General features: G+C 52.6%; 22 protein-coding genes and 1 pseudogene. 9 read left to right on the top strand and 14 right to left on the bottom strand.

Going from position 1 to position 20,663, the window contains the following annotated elements; translation table 11 throughout:
• Positions 1–34 precede the first annotated feature (34 nt).
• The 3 genes from E4Z61_RS01295 to yfbV form a co-directional block, all read right to left on the bottom strand.
• Positions 35–712, bottom strand: coding sequence for a sugar phosphatase (locus E4Z61_RS01295; protein WP_135324850.1), 678 nt, complete (start codon positions 710–712; stop codon positions 35–37).
• Positions 705–1,199 carry a YfbU family protein gene (locus E4Z61_RS01290; RefSeq protein WP_135321180.1) on the bottom strand — a complete coding sequence of 165 codons (495 nt, stop codon included), beginning with the start codon at positions 1,197–1,199 and terminating at the stop codon, positions 705–707. The genes E4Z61_RS01295 and E4Z61_RS01290 overlap by 8 nt, the downstream gene beginning before the upstream one ends.
• Positions 1,200–1,282: 83 nt before the next feature.
• Positions 1,283–1,738, bottom strand: coding sequence for a terminus macrodomain insulation protein YfbV (gene yfbV, locus E4Z61_RS01285; protein WP_045445597.1), 456 nt, complete (start codon positions 1,736–1,738; stop codon positions 1,283–1,285).
• A 339-nt stretch (positions 1,739–2,077) separates the two neighbouring features.
• Between yfbV and ackA the strand changes: the two genes are divergently transcribed.
• From ackA to yfcC, 3 genes are all read left to right on the top strand, one after another.
• Positions 2,078–3,280 (top strand): acetate kinase, encoded by a 1,203-nt coding sequence (gene ackA, locus E4Z61_RS01280; protein ID WP_135321179.1) that lies wholly within the window; start codon positions 2,078–2,080, stop codon positions 3,278–3,280.
• 75 nt (positions 3,281–3,355) lie between these two features.
• Complete coding sequence (gene pta / locus E4Z61_RS01275; protein WP_135321178.1) at positions 3,356–5,500, top strand: phosphate acetyltransferase; 2,145 nt, start codon at positions 3,356–3,358, stop codon at positions 5,498–5,500.
• Positions 5,501–5,698: 198 nt separating this feature from the next.
• Positions 5,699–7,219 (top strand): putative basic amino acid antiporter YfcC, encoded by a 1,521-nt coding sequence (yfcC, locus tag E4Z61_RS01270; protein ID WP_135321177.1) that lies wholly within the window; start codon positions 5,699–5,701, stop codon positions 7,217–7,219.
• A 56-nt stretch (positions 7,220–7,275) separates the two neighbouring features.
• Here yfcC and yfcD read toward each other — a convergent pair whose 3' ends face one another.
• The 3 genes from yfcD to yfcF are packed head-to-tail and all read right to left on the bottom strand — an operon-like array spanning position 7,276 to position 9,138.
• Positions 7,276–7,830 (bottom strand): NUDIX hydrolase YfcD, encoded by a 555-nt coding sequence (gene yfcD / locus E4Z61_RS01265; protein ID WP_003839343.1) that lies wholly within the window; start codon positions 7,828–7,830, stop codon positions 7,276–7,278.
• A gap of 56 nt (positions 7,831–7,886) precedes the next feature.
• Entirely contained in the window at positions 7,887–8,438 is a 552-nt protein-coding gene (yfcE, locus tag E4Z61_RS01260) for a phosphodiesterase (RefSeq protein ID WP_135321176.1), read from the bottom strand.
• A gap of 55 nt (positions 8,439–8,493) precedes the next feature.
• Positions 8,494–9,138, bottom strand: a complete 645-nt coding sequence (gene yfcF / locus E4Z61_RS01255) for a glutathione transferase (RefSeq protein WP_135321175.1) — start codon at positions 9,136–9,138, stop codon at positions 8,494–8,496.
• 136 nt (positions 9,139–9,274) lie between these two features.
• Here yfcF and yfcG point away from each other — a divergent pair, with 136 nt between their 5' ends.
• From yfcG to E4Z61_RS01235, 4 genes are all read left to right on the top strand, one after another.
• Positions 9,275–9,910 (top strand): GSH-dependent disulfide bond oxidoreductase, encoded by a 636-nt coding sequence (yfcG, locus tag E4Z61_RS01250; RefSeq protein ID WP_135321174.1) that lies wholly within the window; start codon positions 9,275–9,277, stop codon positions 9,908–9,910.
• Between the two features lie 54 nt (positions 9,911–9,964).
• The gene (gene folX / locus E4Z61_RS01245; protein ID WP_135321173.1) at positions 9,965–10,327 is read left to right on the top strand and encodes a dihydroneopterin triphosphate 2'-epimerase; all 363 of its coding nucleotides are present in this window, start codon (positions 9,965–9,967) and stop codon (positions 10,325–10,327) included.
• 19 nt (positions 10,328–10,346) lie between these two features.
• On the top strand, positions 10,347–11,240 hold the full coding sequence (locus E4Z61_RS01240; protein WP_135321172.1) for a TIGR01777 family oxidoreductase: 894 nt from the start codon (positions 10,347–10,349) through the stop codon (positions 11,238–11,240).
• 70 nt (positions 11,241–11,310) lie between these two features.
• Positions 11,311–11,820, top strand: coding sequence for a GNAT family N-acetyltransferase (locus E4Z61_RS01235; RefSeq protein WP_135321171.1), 510 nt, complete (start codon positions 11,311–11,313; stop codon positions 11,818–11,820).
• A 36-nt stretch (positions 11,821–11,856) separates the two neighbouring features.
• On the opposite strand, the gene hisP is transcribed toward E4Z61_RS01235, so the two are convergent.
• The 6 genes from hisP to E4Z61_RS01205 all read right to left on the bottom strand — a co-directional run bounded on the left by hisP (position 11,857) and on the right by E4Z61_RS01205 (position 16,786).
• Positions 11,857–12,630 (bottom strand): histidine ABC transporter ATP-binding protein HisP, encoded by a 774-nt coding sequence (gene hisP / locus E4Z61_RS01230; protein WP_135321170.1) that lies wholly within the window; start codon positions 12,628–12,630, stop codon positions 11,857–11,859.
• A 7-nt stretch (positions 12,631–12,637) separates the two neighbouring features.
• Positions 12,638–13,351 carry a histidine ABC transporter permease HisM gene (gene hisM / locus E4Z61_RS01225; protein ID WP_135321169.1) on the bottom strand — a complete coding sequence of 238 codons (714 nt, stop codon included), beginning with the start codon at positions 13,349–13,351 and terminating at the stop codon, positions 12,638–12,640.
• Positions 13,348–14,034 (bottom strand): histidine ABC transporter permease HisQ, encoded by a 687-nt coding sequence (locus E4Z61_RS01220; RefSeq protein WP_135321168.1) that lies wholly within the window; start codon positions 14,032–14,034, stop codon positions 13,348–13,350. Before E4Z61_RS01220 ends, hisM begins: the two co-directional genes overlap by 4 nt.
• A 91-nt stretch (positions 14,035–14,125) precedes the next feature.
• Entirely contained in the window at positions 14,126–14,908 is a 783-nt protein-coding gene (hisJ, locus tag E4Z61_RS01215; RefSeq protein ID WP_135321167.1) for a histidine ABC transporter substrate-binding protein HisJ, read from the bottom strand.
• Between the two features lie 238 nt (positions 14,909–15,146).
• On the bottom strand, positions 15,147–15,929 hold the full coding sequence (gene argT, locus E4Z61_RS01210; protein WP_135321166.1) for a lysine/arginine/ornithine ABC transporter substrate-binding protein ArgT: 783 nt from the start codon (positions 15,927–15,929) through the stop codon (positions 15,147–15,149).
• Positions 15,930–16,216: 287 nt separating this feature from the next.
• Complete coding sequence (locus E4Z61_RS01205) at positions 16,217–16,786, bottom strand: UbiX family flavin prenyltransferase (protein ID WP_135321165.1); 570 nt, start codon at positions 16,784–16,786, stop codon at positions 16,217–16,219.
• Positions 16,787–17,005: 219 nt separating this feature from the next.
• Here E4Z61_RS01205 and E4Z61_RS01195 point away from each other — a divergent pair.
• A pseudogene (locus tag E4Z61_RS01195) lies at positions 17,006–17,280 on the top strand (MFS transporter); the annotation flags it as partial.
• Between the two features lie 57 nt (positions 17,281–17,337).
• Here the strand turns inward: E4Z61_RS01195 and dacC are convergent.
• Positions 17,338–18,540 carry a serine-type D-Ala-D-Ala carboxypeptidase gene (gene dacC / locus E4Z61_RS01190; RefSeq protein WP_135321164.1) on the bottom strand — a complete coding sequence of 401 codons (1,203 nt, stop codon included), beginning with the start codon at positions 18,538–18,540 and terminating at the stop codon, positions 17,338–17,340.
• Between the two features lie 325 nt (positions 18,541–18,865).
• Here dacC and E4Z61_RS01185 point away from each other — a divergent pair, with 325 nt between their 5' ends.
• Positions 18,866–19,492 carry a glutathione S-transferase family protein gene (locus E4Z61_RS01185; RefSeq protein WP_135321163.1) on the top strand — a complete coding sequence of 209 codons (627 nt, stop codon included), beginning with the start codon at positions 18,866–18,868 and terminating at the stop codon, positions 19,490–19,492.
• A gap of 17 nt (positions 19,493–19,509) precedes the next feature.
• Here the strand turns inward: E4Z61_RS01185 and E4Z61_RS01180 are convergent, their stop codons facing one another.
• On the bottom strand, positions 19,510–20,622 hold the full coding sequence (locus E4Z61_RS01180; RefSeq protein WP_135321162.1) for a PQQ-dependent sugar dehydrogenase: 1,113 nt from the start codon (positions 20,620–20,622) through the stop codon (positions 19,510–19,512).
• Positions 20,623–20,663 lie beyond the last annotated feature (41 nt).

The following is a 20,663-nucleotide window of genomic DNA, read 5'->3' as shown; positions in this document are numbered from 1 at the left end:
AAAAAAGCCCCAACAATCTGGGGCTAAATCATGATCAGGTATTTCTTACAACGACCACATTTCCGTTGGGTTGTTTAGTCACAGAAATATGCTCCAGACTGGTCAGAGAAAAATCGACCTCATCCAGTCGCGGCGTGTCCGTTGGGGCGTTCACCGCGATGACATGACATCCTGCAGCAAGCCCTGAGAGCACCCCGGCGGGTGCATCTTCCACCACCGCACACTCCTGCGGTGCAAGGCCCAATAGCTGCGCGCCTAGCAGATAGGCGTCGGGCTCTGGCTTGCCTCTTTTTACCCGCTCGGCAGTGACAAACACTTCCGGGGCTGGCAGACCCGCAACCCTATGACGCGCACGTGCCACCGGCATTGAGCCGGAGGTCACAATCGCCCATGGAATGCCCGCTTTATTGAGATGGTTGAGTAAATCAACCGCCCCCGGCAGCGCGGTGATCCCAGCGGTTTCCGTGGCCTCTATTTGCTCCAGGCGCGTAAATTCCGCAGCGATCTCCGCCTCTGACTTGCCCACCATAAAGTGTCGCAGAGAGGTGATGGCTTGCTTGCCGTGAATAAATCCCAGCACCTCGGCGTGATCGAGACCAAAACGATCGGCCCAGTTGCACCACGCTCGTTCTACCGCAGGTAAGGAATCAACCAGCGTTCCATCCAGATCAAACAGAAAGCCTTTGCACTGCACGTTGGCCCCCTCAGGCATTAATGATTTGATTAATTTCATTCGCACTCAGATGATACTGACGCGGGCAGGAGTGCCAGACACTCAACATGCGCTGATATTTCTCCCACATTGGCGTTTGGGCGTTAAAGCCGTGCGTACCGGCATCAAAATGTGTGTAACGCCCTTCCACATTGACCATAAAACGTACATAGCCGAGGAAACGCGCTTCCGTTGCGGCATCAAAACCCAAAAACGTGACGCGTCGCTCATCAATAGCCTGGGCGTCTTTAAGGTTAGTCCAGGAAACGTGTAATGCGTGATACATCTCCATGGTATCGATAATCGTGCGACAGGTTTCTTCCGTCAGCTCACCAAACTCACGATCCAGCTCGCGCATCTGCAAGCCATAACCGCGTTCAATAATCGTCTGCAAACGACGATAACGCTCGGCGTTGGTGGGATCGAGCATAGTCATCATTTTGTACTGGTTAGACAAAATAAGACGTTGAGCGTTGGTCATTTCCATTTGGGACTCCTGTATCACTACTGCTGCGATGAAAAAAAAGAAGGCATCTTGTGCCTTCTTTTATATGCGTAATCAGGGGTCAATTACAAATCATCGAGGAAAGTTTTATCCAGTTGTTTGAAGGCACGCTTAAGCGTGTCAGCTAACGCCTGATAATCGGGCTTCCCTTCTACCGGGGCCAATGCTTGCCCGGCTTCCTGTAATTTTCCCCGGACTTCATAGAACCAGTTGAGAATCGAGGGCGGCAGCGGCGTTACGGAACGTTTCCCTAACCACCACATGCCCTGCATCGGCAGGCTGAGCGCAAACAGCGCAGTCGCTACGGCCGGTCCCAGTTGTCCACCCAGCGCGATTTGCCAGCAGAGGGTAAAGACGGCGATAGGCGGCATAAAACGGGTCGCGTAACGCGTCATACGGATCACGCGATTCTCAACAAATACTGGTGCCAGGCGCTTTTCCATCGGCCACGTCTTAGCGTAGTGCTGCCCCCGGCGAAACAAACTGAAAAAATTTACGGAGCGATTATCCGGTGTCGACATGGCGGTTACCTCAACTTCACATATAAAAATTAAAAAATTTGTGCAAAACAACAACTACAAGGGACATCGTTCAAAACATTTTGTCTTCGATACCCACAATCAGGTATCCTGTGTCGGCCTGTAAGGCCTTTAGTCCAAAATCATTGAGTCGTCAAATTGGCATACAGTATGCCATTGGCTGAAAAATACGCAAAATGACATAGACTCAAAGGTATTTATTCCATCATGCCCAAAAAGACAACGGTGCATGATGTTAATCATAAACGTCAGTGTCATCATGCGCTACGCTCTATGACTCCCTGACGTTTTTTTAGCCACGTATCATAAATAGGTACTTCCATGTCGAGTAAGTTAGTACTGGTTCTGAACTGCGGTAGCTCCTCACTGAAATTTGCAATCATCGATGCAGTAAACGGTGAAGAATACCTCTCTGGTTTAGCCGAATGTTTCCATCTCCCAGAAGCACGTATCAAGTGGAAAATGGACGGCGGTAAACAAGAAGCGGCTTTAGGTGCAGGCGCCGCTCACAGTGAAGCGCTGAACTTTATCGTTAACACTATTCTGGCACAAAAACCAGAATTGTCCGCGCAATTGACTGCTATCGGTCACCGTATCGTACACGGCGGCGAGAAGTTTACCAGCTCCGTGGTTATCGATGATTCCGTTATCCAGGGCATCAAAGATTCTGCGTCTTTCGCACCGCTGCACAACCCGGCTCACCTGATCGGTATTGCAGAAGCGCTGAAATCCTTCCCGAATCTGAAAGACAAAAACGTGGCTGTGTTTGACACCGCGTTCCATCAGACTATGCCGGAAGAATCTTACCTTTACGCCCTGCCGTACAGCCTGTACAAAGAGCACGGCGTTCGTCGCTACGGCGCGCACGGTACCAGCCACTTCTATGTAACTCAGGAAGCTGCAAAAGTTCTGAACAAACCGGTCGAAGAACTGAACATCATCACTTGCCACCTGGGCAACGGTGGTTCTGTTTCTGCTATCCGTAACGGTAAATGTGTTGATACCTCCATGGGTCTGACCCCGCTGGAAGGCCTGGTGATGGGTACTCGTTCCGGTGACATCGACCCAGCGATCATCTTCCACCTGCACGACACCCTGGGCATGAGCGTTGACCAGATCAACAAAATGCTGACCAAAGAGTCTGGCCTGCTGGGCCTGACCGAAGTCACCAGCGACTGCCGCTATGTTGAAGACAACTACGCGACTAAAGAAGACGCTAAACGTGCAATGGACGTTTACTGCCACCGTCTGGCGAAATACATCGGTTCTTACACTGCGCTGATGGACGGTCGTCTGGATGCCGTCGTCTTCACCGGTGGTATCGGTGAAAACGCCGCGATGGTTCGTGAACTGTCTCTGGGCAAACTGGGCGTTCTGGGCTTTGAAGTTGACCACGAACGTAACCTGGCCGCACGTTTCGGCAAATCTGGTTTCATCAACAAAGAAGGTACCCGTCCTGCGGTGGTTATCCCAACCAACGAAGAACTGGTTATCGCGCAAGACGCGAGCCGTCTGACTGCCTGATTTCACACCGCCAGCCTAGCTGGCGGTGCTGTTTTGTAACCCGTCGAAACCGACGGTAACGAAAGAGGATAAACCGTGTCCCGTATTATTATGCTGATCCCTACCGGAACCAGCGTCGGTCTGACCAGCGTCAGCCTTGGCGTGATCCGTGCAATGGAACGCAAAGGCGTAAGTCTGAGCGTCTTTAAGCCGATCGCTCAACCGCGTGCCGGTGGCGATGCGCCAGACCAGACTACCGCTATCGTGCGTGCAAACTCATCTCTGCCAGCCGCTGAGCCGCTGAAGATGAGCCACGTTGAATCTCTGCTCTCCAGCAATCAGAAAGATGTGCTGATGGAAGAGATCATCGCAAACTATCATGCGAACACCAAAGATGCAGAAGTGGTGCTGGTTGAAGGCCTGGTCCCGACCCGTAAGCATCAGTTCGCTCAGTCTCTGAACTACGAAATCGCGAAAACGCTGAACGCGGAAATCGTCTTCGTAATGTCTCAGGGTACTGACACCCCGGAACAGCTGAACGAGCGTATTGAACTGACTCGCAGCAGCTTCGGCGGCGTAAAAAATACCAACATCACTGGCGTTATCGTTAACAAACTGAACGCACCGGTTGATGAGCAGGGCCGTACTCGCCCGGATCTGTCCGAGATTTTTGACGACTCTTCCAAAGCGAAAGTGGTTAAAGTTGACCCGGCTAAACTGCAAGAATCCAGCCCGCTGCCGGTTCTGGGCGCAGTGCCGTGGAGCTTTGATCTGATCGCAACTCGTGCAATCGATATGGCGCGTCACCTGAACGCTACCATCGTTAACGAAGGCGATATCAATACCCGTCGCGTGAAGTCTGTGACTTTCTGCGCACGCAGCATTCCGCACATGCTCGAGCACTTCCGTGCTGGTTCTCTGCTGGTAACATCTGCCGATCGTCCTGACGTGCTGGTTGCAGCATGCCTGGCGGCCATGAACGGCGTAGAAATCGGTGCCCTGCTGCTGACTGGCGGCTATGAAATGGACGCGCGCATCACCAAACTGTGCGAACGTGCATTCGAAACCGGCCTGCCGGTATTTATGGTGAACACCAACACCTGGCAGACCTCTCTGAGCCTGCAGAGCTTCAACCTGGAAGTTCCGGTTGACGATCACGAGCGCATCGAGAAAGTTCAGGAATACGTTGCTAACTACATTAACGCTGACTGGGTTGAATCCCTGACTGCGACCTCTGAGCGCAGCCGTCGTCTGTCTCCGCCAGCGTTCCGCTACCAGCTGACCGAGCTTGCGCGTAAAGCGGGCAAACGCGTTGTTCTGCCAGAAGGCGACGAACCGCGTACCGTTAAAGCGGCAGCCATCTGTGCTGAACGTGGTATCGCGACCTGCGTGCTGCTGGGTAACCCAGATGAAATCACCCGTGTTGCAGCGTCTCAGGGCGTTGAACTGGGCGCTGGCGTAGAAATCGTTGACCCGGATGTGGTTCGCGAAAGCTACGTTGCTCGCCTGGTCGAGCTGCGTAAAAACAAAGGTATGACCGAAACCGTTGCCCGCGAACAGCTGGAAGACAACGTGGTTCTCGGTACCCTGATGCTGGAGCAGGACGACGTTGACGGCCTGGTTTCCGGTGCTGTTCACACCACTGCGAACACCATTCGTCCACCGCTGCAGTTGATCAAAACCGCGCCGGGTAGCTCTCTGGTGTCTTCCGTGTTCTTCATGCTGCTGCCGGATCAGGTTTACGTTTACGGCGACTGCGCGATCAACCCGGATCCGACTGCAGAACAGCTGGCAGAAATCGCTATTCAGTCCGCAGACTCCGCGATTGCCTTCGGTATCGAACCGCGCGTAGCAATGCTCTCTTACTCCACCGGCACCTCTGGTGCAGGTAGCGACGTAGAGAAAGTTCGCGAAGCGACGCGTCTGGCTCAGGAAAAACGCCCTGACCTGATGATCGATGGTCCGCTGCAGTACGACGCCGCCGTTATGGCTGACGTAGCAAAATCCAAAGCGCCGAACTCTCCGGTTGCAGGTCGCGCTACCGTGTTCATCTTCCCGGATCTGAACACCGGTAACACCACCTACAAAGCGGTACAGCGTTCAGCCGACCTGATCTCCATCGGGCCGATGCTGCAGGGTATGCGCAAGCCGGTGAACGACCTGTCTCGTGGCGCGCTGGTAGACGATATCGTCTACACCATCGCACTGACCGCGATCCAGTCTTCCCAGCAGCAGCAGTAATTTGCTGCGTGTGCCGGATGTCTTATCCGGCAACACATCTGCTTATCAAACCGGAAATAGCTGATATTTCCGGTTTTTTTATATCTTTTTTCCCGTTGGCATATTCTGAAACATTTGCCAGGATGCGCTGCATCAATGAATAACTATTCTCCTGTTTGCATACTTACCCTCTTTGCTTTGCAACAGGGATAGTCTTTCATGTCTGCAGTAACAGAATCACAACCAGCCAAAAAATGGGCCATGCCCGATACGCTGGTGATTATTTTTTTCGTCGCCATTTTAACCAGCCTGGCAACCTGGGTTGTTCCCGTCGGGATGTTCGACAGCCAGGAGGTTCAGTACCAGGTTGATGGGCAGACCAAAACCCGTAAAGTGGTCGATCCCCACTCTTTCCGTATTCTGACCAATGAAGCCGGTGAAGAGCAGTATCACCCGGTTAAGTTCTTTACCACCGGCGATGAAAGTCCTGGCCTGATGAACTTCCCGTTTGAAGGCTTAACTTCTGGCTCTAAATTCGGCACCGCCGTCGGCATCATTATGTTTATGCTGGTGATTGGCGGCGCGTTTGGCATCGTGATGCGCACCGGAACCATTGATAACGGCATCCTGGCGCTCATCCGTCATACCCGGGGTAACGAGGTATTGTTTATCCCGGTGCTGTTTATTCTCTTCTCATTGGGTGGTGCGGTATTTGGCATGGGGGAAGAAGCGGTCGCCTTTGCCATTATCATCGCGCCGCTGATGGTACGATTAGGTTACGACAGTATCACCACCGTGCTGGTGACCTATATTGCCACCCAAATCGGTTTTGCCAGTTCGTGGATGAACCCGTTCTGTGTGGTTGTCGCGCAGGGCATTGCTGGCGTTCCGGTGCTCTCCGGCTCAGGTTTGCGTATCGTGGTGTGGGTCATTGCCACCATGATAGGCCTGACCTTCACGCTGGCCTATGCGGCACGCATCAAAAAGAATCCCCTGTTGTCCCGCGTTCATGAATCAGACCGTTTCTTCCGCGAACAGCAAGATGAGGTCATTGAGCGCCGCTTCACGCTCGGCGACTGGCTGGTACTGATGGTGCTGACGGGTGTGATTGTGTGGGTCATCTGGGGCGTTATTGTCAACGCATGGTTCATTCCTGAGATTGCCAGCCAGTTCTTCACCATGGGGCTGCTGATTGGCATTATCGGCGTCGTCTTTCGGCTCAATGGCATGACGGTCAACATCATGGCGTCCTCATTTACTGAGGGTGCGCGCATGATGATTGCCCCTGCCCTGCTGGTCGGTTTTGCCAAGGGGATATTGCTGCTGGTAGGCAATGGTGAGGCGGGAGATGCCAGCGTGCTGAATACCCTGCTGCACAGCATCGCCAACGGTATTAGCGGTCTGGACAATGCTATCGCTGCATGGTTTATGCTGCTGTTCCAGGCGGTGTTTAATTTCTTCGTTACTTCCGGCTCGGGTCAGGCAGCGTTGACCATGCCGCTGTTAGCGCCGCTGGGCGATCTGGTTGGCGTAAATCGTCAGGTAACCGTGCTGGCCTTCCAGTTTGGCGACGGCTTCAGCCACATTATCTATCCAACCTCAGCATCATTAATGGCGACGTTGGGCGTTTGTCGGGTGGATTTTCGCAACTGGCTGAAGGTAGGTGCCACGCTGCTGGGTCTGCTGTTTATTATGTCCAGCGTGGTAGTGATTGGTGCGCAGATAATGGGTTACCATTAAAAAACGATTGCCCGGCCTACACGATTTCTCGACGTTGTAGGCCGGATAAGCAGATTTTACTCAGCTTCTTCCTGCTTTTCGGCTTTCGCCCCTTCATTCTTGGCGTTGCGGGTCATCCACAGCGCCAGCGCTTTCAGCGAGTCTGGTGTGAACTCGTCGCAGCGTGCGGTAATTTCTTCCGGCGTCAGCCAGCAAACTTCGCTAATTTCTTCTTCCTGCAGCGCGAACGGCCCGTGGGACACGCAGCTAAACAGCCCGCCCCAGACGCGACAGTTCTGGTCTTCAAAATAAAACTGACCGTGCTCGGCAAACGGCACGCCCGCAATCCCCAATTCCTCTTCTGCTTCACGGCGGGCGGATTCAAGCATTTGCTCATCAGCCTGAACAACACCGCCCGCGGTGGCATCCAGCATGCCGGGCAAAAAATCTTTTGTCTCGGTACGACGCTGAACCAGAATTTTGCCCATACCATCGTGCACGACGATATACGTCGCACGATGACGTAGTCGCTGCGCCCGCATTTGTTCCCGGCTGGACTGTGCGATGACTTCGTTGTCTTCATTCACAATATCCACCCATTCCGTACTTGCCAAACGACGCTGTTCCACCATCAGGAAACCTTCTTTTTTCTAGCGCTCTTACGGCGCGTTTACGTTTGTGGGGTAAATTACGGATTAATCTCGGCCTGTGCAATGATACTTTGATCATTGAGTGCCATTACGCTGAGAACATTATCATCCAGAATCCCGTAGCTTGCCGTAAAACCTCCCTTCGGAATACTGACCGAACCGGGGTTAAAGTGATAAATATCGCCACGCTTCTCGGCAACCGGCAGGTGCGTATGCCCGTAAATCAGCACATCGCCCGCGTTGAGTGCCGGGAGGTTTTCCGGACCAAAAAGGTGTCCGTGCGTCAAAAAGAGCCGCTGGTTTTCCGTCAGAATCTGCTGCCACGGCGCGGTTATTGGAAAATGCAGGAGCATCTGATCCACTTCGCTGTCGCAATTGCCGCGCACCGCAATAATACGTGCGGCCTGCTCGTTCAAACGGTCGGCAACCTGCGCAGGCGCATAGCCTTGTGGCAGCGCATTACGCGGACCGTGGTTTAAAATATCACCCAATATCACCAGCCATTGCGCCCCACTGTGGGCAAACAATTCAATCACGCGCTCCGTGGCTGGCAACGACCCATGAATGTCCGATGCGAACATCAGTTTCATCACTCACTCCTCGTCGTAAAATACCTCTTAATGATACTGGATTATGGCTCGATTATCAGCAGGAACGCTTCGCTGAAAGCGCGATAAAACGTTGTACCGACGCCCGCTGCCACTGGAAGGTGGCGTAGTCGGCTAACGCCTGTGGAACGTCATCACCGTTTAGCACCAAGCGATTAATCATTAGCGCTAAGTCGCAATCAGCGATACACCATTCGCCAAATAAATTCTGTTTCCCGTGAGCCAGTAAACTGCCCGCAGTGGCGAACAGTTTTTCCGCGCTGGCTTTTCCTCCCTCGCTCAACGGGCCTTTCTTCACGCCAGCAAAAACCACATCCGTTGAGCGCTCTTCACGGATAGGCATCAGATCGCTACGGATCCACGCCTGAACCTGGCGAGCCCGCGCACGTTTTTGCAGATCGTGCGGGTAGATTCGCTCCCATTGCGGCGGCGCGAAACGATCTTCCAAAAATTCAGCGATGGCCGAGGATTCGCTCAGTTCAAAACCGTCGATTTCAAGAACCGGTACACGGCGCGTCAACGCATACCCTTGCCATGCGGGTTGTAAATGCTCGCCAGCGCTGAGATCGACGGTTTTCAGCATAAAAGGCAGCCCCTTCTCTTGCAGAGCAACATACACAGACAATACATACGGGGAGAAAAAGTTGGCATCTGACCACAGCGTAATTGCAGGTTTGCTCATAATGTCCTCGGAAGTGAATTGGCTTGCTTTCAAAATATAGAGTCTTTCTCACCCTGTCACTTGATGAAAACTCACATACATCTGGAGGCTTTCTATACTTGTAATGACCCGGTGCAATAACAAAACGGATGCTGAGATGATTGACCTCTACTACACCCCTACGCCCAACGGCCACAAAATCACGCTGTTTCTCGAAGAGGCGCAGTTGCAATACCGTCTGATTCATATCGATATCAGCAAAGGGCATCAATTTCATCCTGATTTTCTGCAAATCTCGCCGAATAATAAAATCCCGGCCATTATCGACAGCGCACCGGAAGACGGCGGGAGGCCAATCAGCCTGTTTGAATCGGGTGAAATTTTACTCTACCTGGCGGAGAAGAGCGGCAAGCTGCTCAGCGGCGAATTGCGCGAACGCCACACCACGTTGCAGTGGCTGTTCTGGCAGGTTAGCGGTCTGGGTCCCATGCTAGGCCAGAATCATCATTTCAATCACTTCGCGCCGCAGACTATCCCTTACGCTATTGAACGATATCAGGTTGAAACCCAGCGGTTGTACAACGTGATGAACAAACGTCTGGAAACATCCCCCTGGCTGGGTGGCGATCACTACAGCATTGCGGATATTGCCTGCTGGCCGTGGATTAATGCCCACCAGCGTCAACGCATCGATCTCGACAATTATCCGGCGGTCAATAACTGGTACGAACGCATTCGTACACGGCCCGCCACGGAACGTGCGATGCAGCACACTCAGAGTGAGAAGAGGTAACACAATTCGGTTCTCGTGTATCATGCAGAGGTTCATACATGGAGGAAACCTGCAATGTCACAACCTGACGCGATTATTCGTATAAAAAACCTTCGTCTGCGCACTTTTATTGGCATCAAAGAAGAGGAGATCCTGAATCGCCAGGATATCGTCATTAACATCGCCATTCATTACCCAGCAGACAAAGCCCGATCCAGCGAAGATATCAACGATGCGTTGAATTATCGCACTATCACCAAGAGCATTATTTCGCACGTAGAAAGTAACCGCTTCTCATTATTGGAAAAATTAACCCAAGATGTGCTCGATATCGCACGTGAACATCACTGGGTCACTTATGCTGAAGTAGAGATCGATAAACTTCACGCATTACGCTACGCCGACTCCGTTTCTATGACGCTGAGCTGGCAGCGATAACCACTACCCGGGAGGCGATATGCAGATTCTGATTACCGGCGGTACTGGCCTGATTGGACGCCATTTGATCCCCCGCCTGCTGGAGCTGGGACATCAGATAACCGTGGTAACACGCACGCCTGATAAGGCCAGTCAGATTCTAGACTCCCGGGTTACGCTCTGGAAAGGGCTGGAGGGCAGGCCCAACCTCAATGGCATCGACGCTATCGTTAACCTTGCCGGAGAACCCATCGCCGATAAGCGCTGGACGGCTGAGCAAAAGGAGCGTTTGTGCCAGAGTCGTTGGGGAATTACCCAGAAATTGGTCGATTTAATCAAAGCCAGCGATGCGCCGCCTGCAGTGTTAATCTCCGGCTCTGCCGCCGGATACTACGGCGATTTAGGTGAAGTCGTCGTTACGGAAGAGGAACCACCGCACAACGAGTTTACCCACAAGCTGTGCGCCCAGTGGGAACAGATCGCCTGCGGTGCGCAAAGCGATCACACGCGCGTCTGCCTACTACGAACCGGCGTCGTGCTGGCGTCGGCTGGCGGGATCCTGGGGAAAATGGTCCCACCGTTTCGCCTTGGTCTGGGTGGCCCCATCGGCAACGGGCGTCAGTATCTGGCCTGGATCCATATTGATGATATGGTCAACGCGATCATCTGGCTGCTGGATAACGATTTGCGCGGTCCCTTCAATATGGTCTCGCCGTATCCGGTACGTAACGAGCAGTTTGCCCATGCGCTGGGCCATGCTCTGAATCGCCCAGCCGTCTTGCGTGTTCCCGCCACGGCTATGCGATTGCTGATGGGAGAGTCTTCGGTGTTGGTCCTCGGTGGCCAGCGCGCATTACCCAAGCGCCTGGAAGCATCTGGTTTTGCGTTTCGCTGGTATGACTTAGAGGAAGCGCTGGCTGACGTCATTCGATAACTCCGATTGCTGTTCACTGTCGCCATTACGGTGGTAAGGTTATAGGCCTGACTTCTGTAATGGCGAATTTATGGCGATAATTACCACCCCGCGACTTACCCTTTCCCCGTTTCAACCGACTGACTGGCCGTTTTTCCTGCGGCTGCGCGAAAGCCCGGACATCATGCGTTTTATGGGCAATATCTCCCCGGCAAAAGAAACGCGCCTGCTGTTCGCCCGGCGGCTGAATGCGCCACACACTTTCGTCATCCGCCAACATCATGACGCCACCCCGCTGGGTGATATTGGCTTGCAGATTAGCCATCTTTACCCGCAGGAAGCCGACATTGGTTACGTCATCATTCCAGAGGCACAGGGAAAAGGTATCGCAAGCGAGGCCGTGCGCGCAGTGTGCGAGTATGCCTTTCAGCACGCTGGCGTAACGGCAATCAACGCGTACGTACTGGCAGACAATAAAGGCTCCGTGCGCATACTGGAGAAAACCGGTTTTGTGCGCACCCAGGTGCTTGAACAAGCGTATGAAGTGAATGGCGTGCGTTATGACGACTGGGTTTATCGTCTGGAGTGCAGCAAGTCGTAAGCCCGGCAAGCGACACGCCGCCGGGCAATCAAGCGCTTATTTCAGCGATCCTTTAAGGAACTGCTGTAAGCGTGGGCTTTGCGGGTTGCCGAAGACCTGCTCCGGGTTGCCTTCTTCTTCAATTTTCCCCTGATGCAGGAAAATCACGTGCGTGGAGACATGACGGGCAAACCCCATTTCGTGGGTGACGACCACCATGGTTTTCCCCTCTTCGGCCAACTGTTGCATTATACGCAACACTTCACCTACCAGCTCTGGATCAAGCGCTGACGTCGGTTCATCAAAAAGCAGCACTTCGGGCTCCATCGCCAGCGCGCGCGCAATGGAGACACGCTGTTGCTGACCACCGGACAGATGCACCGGATATTTACCCTGTGCGCGTTCATCAATACCCACTTTTGCCAGATATTTCACCGCGCGCTCGCGGGCTTCCTGCTTGCTCAGCCCCAACACCTGAATGGGCGCTTCCATAACATTTTCCAGCACCGTCATGTGGCTCCACAGGTTAAAATGCTGAAAGACCATGGTCAGGCGCGTGCGCAGCAGACGCAGCTGATTTTTGTCCGCCACCTTAAGCTGGCCATCTTTGTCGCGTACCAGGCCAATATTCTGACCGCTGACCACAATCGACCCAGCGCTCGGTTTTTCGAGAAAGTTAATGCAGCGCAGGAAGGTACTTTTACCGGAACCTGACGAGCCAATAATACTGATAACATCGCCCGCATTAGCCTGCAGCGATACCCCTTTCAGCACTTCATGTTCGCCGTAGTGTTTGTGTAAATCGATAACGTTTAATTTATTCTCAGACATCATGTTCTCAGTGCGTTTTAGAGGATACATGCTGCAACCAGCGTTTTTCCGCTTTACGGAACAGACTGATCAGGACATACGAAATCATCAAATACAGCACGGCAGCAATCCCGAAGGCGGTAAACGGCTGGTATGTCGCCGAGTTGATATCGCGAGCAATTTTCAACAGATCCGGCACCGTTGCCGTAAAGGCCAGCGCCGTGGAGTGCAGCATTAAAATAACCTCATTGCTGTACGCAGGCAGTGCAATACGCAATGCGGAAGGCAAAATAATGCAGCGATACATTTTGAATGAAGAAAAACCGTAGGCGCGCGCAGCTTCAATCTCACCGTGAGGCACCGAACGGATGGCCCCGGCAAAGATCTCGGTGGTATAAGCGCAGGTATTCAGCGTTAATGCCAGCACGGTGCAATTAAGGCCGCTGCGGAAAAACGCGTTGAGCAGGTCCGTCCCTTTCACGATCTCCAGCGTGTACATCCCGGAATAAAACACCAGTAGCTGAACGTAAAGCGGCGTCCCACGAAAAATATAAGTAAATAGCCAAATGGGAAACTGGATAAACTTATTGCTGGATACGCGACCAATCGCTAAAAACAACGCCAAAATCCCGCCCATCACCACGGATGAGATCAGCAACCACAGGGTGATCGCCACGCCGGTAAAACGGTAGCCGTCGGTCCACAGCAGGGATTTCCAGTATTCCTGAATAATCTCAATCACAGGTCAGCCCTCTTCACACCCACGGAGTAGCGGCGCTCAAGGTACAGCAGCACACCATTAGACACGGTGGTAAACACCAGATAGATAACCCCGCACACCACGGCAAAATAAAACGGTTCCCAGGTACTCTTCCCGGCAAGCTGCGTTGCTTTCACCACGTCTTCCAGGCCGAGCAGCGAAACCAACGCCGTCGCCTTTAGAATAACCTGCCAGTTATTACCAATTCCCGGTAGCGCGTAGCGCATCATCGCCGGAAACATAATCCGGCGGAAAATCTGTGAGCTGGTAAAACCGAACGCTGTCGCTGCTTCAATATGGCCTCTGGGAACCGCCATAAACGCGCCACGGAAAGTTTCGGTAAAATAGGCCCCGTAGATAAAACCAAGCGTGATAATCCCCGCCACCATCGGATCGATATCAATCTGGCTGATACCAACTGCGTCAGTAATGGAGTTAAGTGCGATTTGTAATCCGTAGAAAATGAGCAACATTAAGACGAGATCGGGTACTCCGCGAATCAACGTCGTATACCCTTCGAAAATAAGCCCCATTGCCCGGCTTTGCGACAGCTTTGCACCCGCGCCGACAAGACCTATCAGAACCGCCAGTACCACTGAGCTGAGAGCCAGCTCAAGCGTAACAATTGCGCCCTGTAAAATAACACCTGAAAAGCCATACAACATGCTGCCTGTCCTGTCGTGTGTGGTAGCTCTAGGCCTCTTTTCTCCCTCCCGCGTGGCAGGAGGGAGCGGGCTTTATCAAAATACGGGGGGATTAACCGCCGTAAACATCAAAATCAAAGTACTTTTTCGCCAGCTTCTCGTAAGTCCCGTCAGCGCGCATTTCTGCAAACGCTTTATTCAGTGCTTCGCGCAGTTCGTTATCGTCTTTGCGCAGCCCCATGCCGGTACCTACTCCGAACAGCTTCTCATCTTTCACAGACGGGCCGCCGAATTTGTAATCTTTGCCTACTGGCTGCTTCAGGAAACCTTCACTGGCCGCAACTTCATCCTGGAACGCGGCGTCAATACGCCCAGCCGTCAGGTCAGAATAAATATTGTCCTGCCCCTGATAGGAGACAATTTCAATACCTTTAGGTGCCCAGTGTTCGTTGCCGAACGTTTCCTGAGTCGTGCCCTGAAGTACACCGACACGCTTGCCTTTCAGCGACTCAATGGTCGGCTGGATAGCGGAATCTTTAGCAACCACCAGACGAGAGTCTGCTGCATAGAGCTTGTCGGTAAAGGCGATTTCCTGCTGACGTTTTTCAGTGATCGAAAGCGAAGACATGATAGCGTCGATTTTCTTCGCTTTTAACGAAGGGATCAACGCATCCAGTGGGTTTTCAACGAAGGTACATTGTGTATTAATGCGTTTGCAGAGTTCTTTCGCCAGATCGATGTCAAAACCAACCAATTCACCCTGCGCATTTTTCGATTCAAACGGAGCATAAGTGGGATCGGTACCGATACGCACTTTTTGCGGAATAGCTGCAAAAGCTGCGGTAGCACTGGAGAAAGCCAGAACCAGAGAAAGAGACAACACCAGTTTTTTCATAACTATCCTCAACAGACTGTCTTTTATAGGGGATCTTTACAGGACCAGGTGCAGTTATCGTGCCATTAATCAGGCCGACAAGGCAAAGTATTCTACCTTGTCGGCGGTATTTTTTTGCATGAAAAGCGCTTAACTATGCAATCATGCTCATTAAGTCAGCGATAAGAGCACCAAAACAGTGCACTGAATTTATTATGCACCGTAATGGGTAACCCCTCTGGTGCAATCCATTCCCGTATCAGTCGCCGTAGACATTAAAGGTAAAGTACTTTTTCGCCATTTTGTCGTAGGTGCCGTCTTTGCGCAGCTCGCCCAGCGCTTTATCAAACGCGGCTTTCAGCTCAGCATCATCTTTGCGCAAGCCAATCCCGGTTCCGTCACCAAAGTATTTTTTGTCTTTTACCGAAGGACCTGCAAAATCGTAGTCCTTACCTGCAGGTTGTTTCAGGAACCCTTCGCTGGCTGCGACTTCGTCCTGCAACGCGGCATCCAGGCGCCCTGCCGTCAGGTCAGAATAGATAAGATCTTGGTTCGCATAGGCCACCACATCCACGCCTTTGCTGCGCCAGGTATCGTTAGCATAGGCTTCCTGGGTGGAGCCTTGCAGTACGCCAACATGTTTCCCCTTCAGCGAATCAAGAGTTGGCTGGATTGGTGAACCTTTCGCGGCAATCAGACGCGAGTCTGCTGCGTAAAGCTTGTCTGAGAAAGCGATCTCTTGCTGGCGCTTCTCGGTGATGGAAAGCGAGGAGATGATGGCATCGATTTTCTTCGCTTTCAGGGAGGGGATCAGCGCATCAAAGTCACTGGCAACCCAGGTACATTTTATCTGCATACGCTTACACATCTCATTTCCGAGATCGATATCAAAGCCGACAAAATCGCCTTTGGCATCTTTAGAAGAAAAAGGAGCGTAGGTGGTATCTGTACCAATACGAACTGTCTGCGGAAGCGCTGCGTAGCTGGCCGCGGTTGCGGAAAGTCCTACCAGCAAAGACAAAGCAAGTACCGTCTTCTTCATACATAACCCTCAAGTGGCATAATTTTATTATGTTTTACGTTGTGTTGTGTGTTTGCAGACTTTTTCATGCAGGTCTTATGCCATTTTCGCGTCGATGAGGATATTCGACGTTAAATATGTTAATAAAACGTTGCAATATTGTCCTGATTTTGAAGATAGCAGGTATGACGGTTGAACCGCAGCGTTTCGTTGAGTTTTAACGAATTAAATGTTGAGGATATGATCGCGGTTACAAAATTGCCCTGAAACAGGGCAATGAATGCAGATTTGCACACAGGCGGAGCGGCTTATGCCCCCTGCCAGCGCGTAAACAAGTCCTGCGGAAGCGTGATGTCGAACTGGTCGAGAACGCGATTAACTGTTTGATTGATCACATCATCAAGCGTCTGAGGACGATGATAAAACGCCGGAACTGGCGGCATAATCACCGCGCCTATTTCTGCCGCCTGCATCATCAGTCGCAAATGCCCTAAATGTAGCGGCGTTTCACGCACGCACAGCACCAGCGGACGGCGTTCTTTCAGCACTACGTCTGCGGCCCGGGTCAGCAGCCCATCGGTGTAACTGTGAACAATGCCGGAAAGCGTTTTAATTGAACAGGGCAGAATGACCATCCCTGCCGTCTGGAACGAACCGGATGAAATACTGGCGGCGATATCGCGCGCGTCGTGATTCACATTGGCTAATGCCTGCACGTCGCGCACAGAGAGATCCGTTTCCAGCGCCAGCGTCTGCCGCGCCGCCGCACTCATCACCAGATGGGTTTCCACATCGGAAACGTCACGCAAAACCTGTAACAGCCGCACGCCATAAATTGCACCGCTGGCGCCAGAAATACCAATGATGAGTCGTTTCACTGTAGGAGCCCTTTTTTCCTGATGACGAGACTTTGCCGGATTACGTCGTAGGGCGCAACCGTGAATGTGCTGAATCGCTGAGGGAACTTTCACGCACGACCAGTCTGACCGGCAGCTGCAGATTTCGCTCCCCTTGCTCATTGAGCAGCAAACGGAACGCATCTTGTCCAAGCTCGCGTTTATCGACCGCTACGGTGGTTAACGCTGGATGCGCCCAAGCTTGCGGGTTTTCTGGTCGCCATCGGCCTGCCGTGGATGGTGGAATTCTTTGGTCAAGGCAACCTGGAGAAAGGCTATCAATACGGCGTAACCGTTCTGTGCACCGTGGGCGTGGTGATGTTTTTCTGTGCTTTTTGTGGGGGAAAGAGCGCGTACCGTTGTCGCTGGCCTATAATTTTACTCTGCGCGAGCAGCTGGCCGGACTGCGTAAAAACGCTCAGCTATTGATGATGCAGGTAATGACCTTCCTGCTGGTGAACATTCTGTGTATCCGAGACGTAATAAAAAAACCGGATGACGAAGTGAGCTGCGCCATCCGGCAATCGGTATGATTAAGAGAACCAGCCACCAAACCACTGGTGGAATTTCATCATCACAAAATCCCACATCCGGCTAAAGAAACCGCCTTCTTCAACGGCCTCCATCACCATCAACGGACGCTGCTCGATGGATTTCCCATTCAACTGGAAGTCGATAGTCCCGACGACCTGACCCTTCTTCAGCGGCGCGGTTAACTGCGGTTCAGTCAGGGTAAAGCTGGCTTTCAGGTTTTTGAGCTGACCGCGCGGAATAGTCACAGAACCCGCTTCCCCGGCGCCCAAATTCACTTCGCTCTTATCACCAAACCACACGCGCTGAGTCACGAAAGTAGCATCTGGTTTAATCGGCGTGACGGTTTCAAAGAAGCGAAAGCCCCAGGTCAGCAGTTTTTCTGACTCATTAAAACGAATACGGTCAGTTTTCGCCCCCAGCACCACGGAGATCAGGCGCATATCGCCCTGGGTCGCGGAAGCCACCAGGTTGTAACCCGCCCCTGCCGTAGTACCCGTTTTCATTCCATCCACGTTCAGGTTGGTGCTCCACAGCAGACGGTTGCGGTTCGGCTGGCGAATTTTGTTAAAGGTAAACTCTTTCTCTTTATGGATGGCGTACTCTTCCGGTACATCGTGGATTAGCGCCTTCCCGAGCAGCGCCATGTCACGCGCGGTACTGAATTGCCCTGCTGCATCTAGTCCATGCACGGTCTGGAAGGTGGTATTGGTCAGTCCCAGTTTTTGCGCATAGCCATTCATCAAGCCAATAAATGATTCCTGGCTCCCGGCGACGTAATCCGCCAGCGCAATACAAGCATCATTACCCGACTGAATGATAACGCCTTTGTTCAGATCGGACACCGCCACCTGATCACCGGGCTTGAGGAACATCACCGAAGAACCACGCAGGGCCGGATTACCGGTCGCCCAGGCATCTTTGCCCACGGTAACCATGTCATTCAGGTTAATTTTCCCGGCCTTCAACGCCTGGCCGACCACATAGCTGGTCATGATCTTGGTCAGACTGGCAGGATCCAATTTCTCATCAGCATTACCTTCAGCCAGCACCTTCCCGCTGGCGTAATCCATCAGGATCCATGCTCGCGCGTCCACGCTCGGTGGAGCCGTTGGTTGCTCCGCCGCCTGTACGGTCGGCGCCAAAAGGATTAAGAGTGCAGAACCCGCAGCCAAGCTGCGAAGTGAAGAGAAGTATTGCGTCATAAATGCCACCCGAGTATCCATTCCAAAAAAACCACGTCATACCACACCGTGTTTACACAAAACCGGCCAAGCTAACTCGGCCAACCCATGCAGAAGTCTGATGGATGACGTGTAAAATAAGTGCGGTGAGTAATAACGCACTAACGAGCTTAAAGAAACTGTAAGTTGGTAAAGTTTTTAAAGTTTATGCAATAACACTGCGCTGCGCCGCCTTCATCACGATTTTTTTACACGTTATTGCGTAAATATCAGGTTTACCCCACCATGTAACGGGTTTAATACCGAATGCAGCCATCAAGCTGCTCAATGATTACGCGGGGTTACTATGATTACACTGTGGGGTCGCAATAACTCGACCAACGTGAAAAAAGTGTTGTGGACGCTCGAAGAGCTGGAACTGCCGTATAGCCAAATACTGGCGGGTGGGAAGCACGGTATTAACCACGATGCCGACTACCTGGCGATGAATCCAAACGGTCTGGTCCCCCTGCTACGCGATGATGAAACTGACGTTTTACTGTGGGAATCCAATACCATCGTTCGCTATCTGGCCGCCCAGTACGGGCAAAAACGGTTGTGGATCGATGCTCCGGCAAAACGTGCAGTAGGCGAAAAATGGATGGACTGGGCCAACCAGACGTTAAGTCCTGCCCATCGGGTTATCTTATTTGGCCTGGTCAGAACACCGGCGGAACAACGCGACCAGGCGGCTATTGACGCGGGCGTGAAGGTTTGCGACAACCTGTTTGCCATGCTCGACAACGCGCTGGCCGACCAACCGTGGTTCTCCGGGGCCGAGTTTGGGCCCGGCGATATCGCCATCGCGCCGTTTATCTACAACCTGTTTAACGTTGGCCTGAGCTGGACCGAGCGCCCTCACCTTGAGCGCTGGTATCAGCAGCTTACCGAACGTCCGGCGTTCCAGAAAGCGGTGATGATCCCGGTCAGCTAAGTGCTGCATCGATGCGGCTACCGAGGGCTCACCTTCAGTAGCTGCCCGTCGGACTCGTCGGTTAACACATACAAATAACCGTCAGGTCCGACACGCACATCGCGGATCCGCTGACCTCTTTCCCGTAAAATGCGTCCATCCTCAGTGACCTGATTCCCTTTGACGCTTAATACGATCACATCCTGGTCTTTCAACGCGCCGATAAACAATTTATGTTGCCACTGCGCAAAGGTGTCACGGTCATAAAAAGCCATCCCACTGACTGCCGGCGACTTTTCCCAGTAGAAGACAGGCTGTTCCGTACCCTCAACAATTTCCCCTTTGGCTTCAGGTATTTTTAAACCGCTGTAGTTAATCCCCCAGGTCGCTATCGGCCAGCCGTAGTTTTTTCCTTTCTCGGGAATATTAATTTCATCCCCTCCACGCGGACCATGTTCATTTAACCACAGCGCGTCACTCCAGGGATTCATCGCCATCCCTTGTGGGTTACGGATGCCATACGACCAAATTTCAGGTCGGGCGTCGGTCCGGTTCACAAAAGGATTGTCCGGCGGCATCTTGCCCTCATCGGTCAAGCGCACAACCTTGCCCTGCAACTTGTCCAGATCCTGAGCGGTAGAGCGCTGGTTATTCTCGCCGAGACCAATAAACAGGTAGCCTTTACCATCAAACACCATGCGCCCACCAAAATGGTTGCCCGTTGAGAGTTTCGGCATCTGGCGAAAAACCGTCTGGAATCCCTGCAGGTGTTTTAAATCGTCGCTCAGTCGCCCATAACCGACAGCCGTACCCGCTTTACCCTCATGGTCGGCCTCAGCAAAGCTGAGCCACACGCGCCGGGAGCGCTCAAAATCCGGGGCGAGCACCACATCAAGTAGTCCCCCCTGACCCTGTGCCCAAACCTTTGGGACCCCGGTCAGCGGGTCGGAAAGTCCTTCCCCCGGTTGCCAGAGCCGCAGTTGTCCTCCCCGAAGCGTGACTAATATGCCGCGATTGTCCGGTAAAAAAGCCAGCGACCAGGGATGGTCAAGTTTGGTTTGCAGCACCTCAACCTTCAGTGCAGAAGATTCTGGGTAGGTATAAGGGGCGAACAGCAAGAGTGGGGCCGCACAGAGAAAGAGTCGACGCATAGCACCTCCTTAATGGCTCTGCATAAAGCGTAGCCAGCAAG

The sequence above is a fragment of the Citrobacter tructae genome (genome assembly GCF_004684345.1).
GTDB classification, from domain to species: Bacteria; Pseudomonadota; Gammaproteobacteria; order Enterobacterales; family Enterobacteriaceae; genus Citrobacter; species Citrobacter tructae.
The sequence above is the reverse complement of the archived record's forward strand: the minus strand, read 5'-3'. Positions and strand labels throughout refer to the sequence as shown.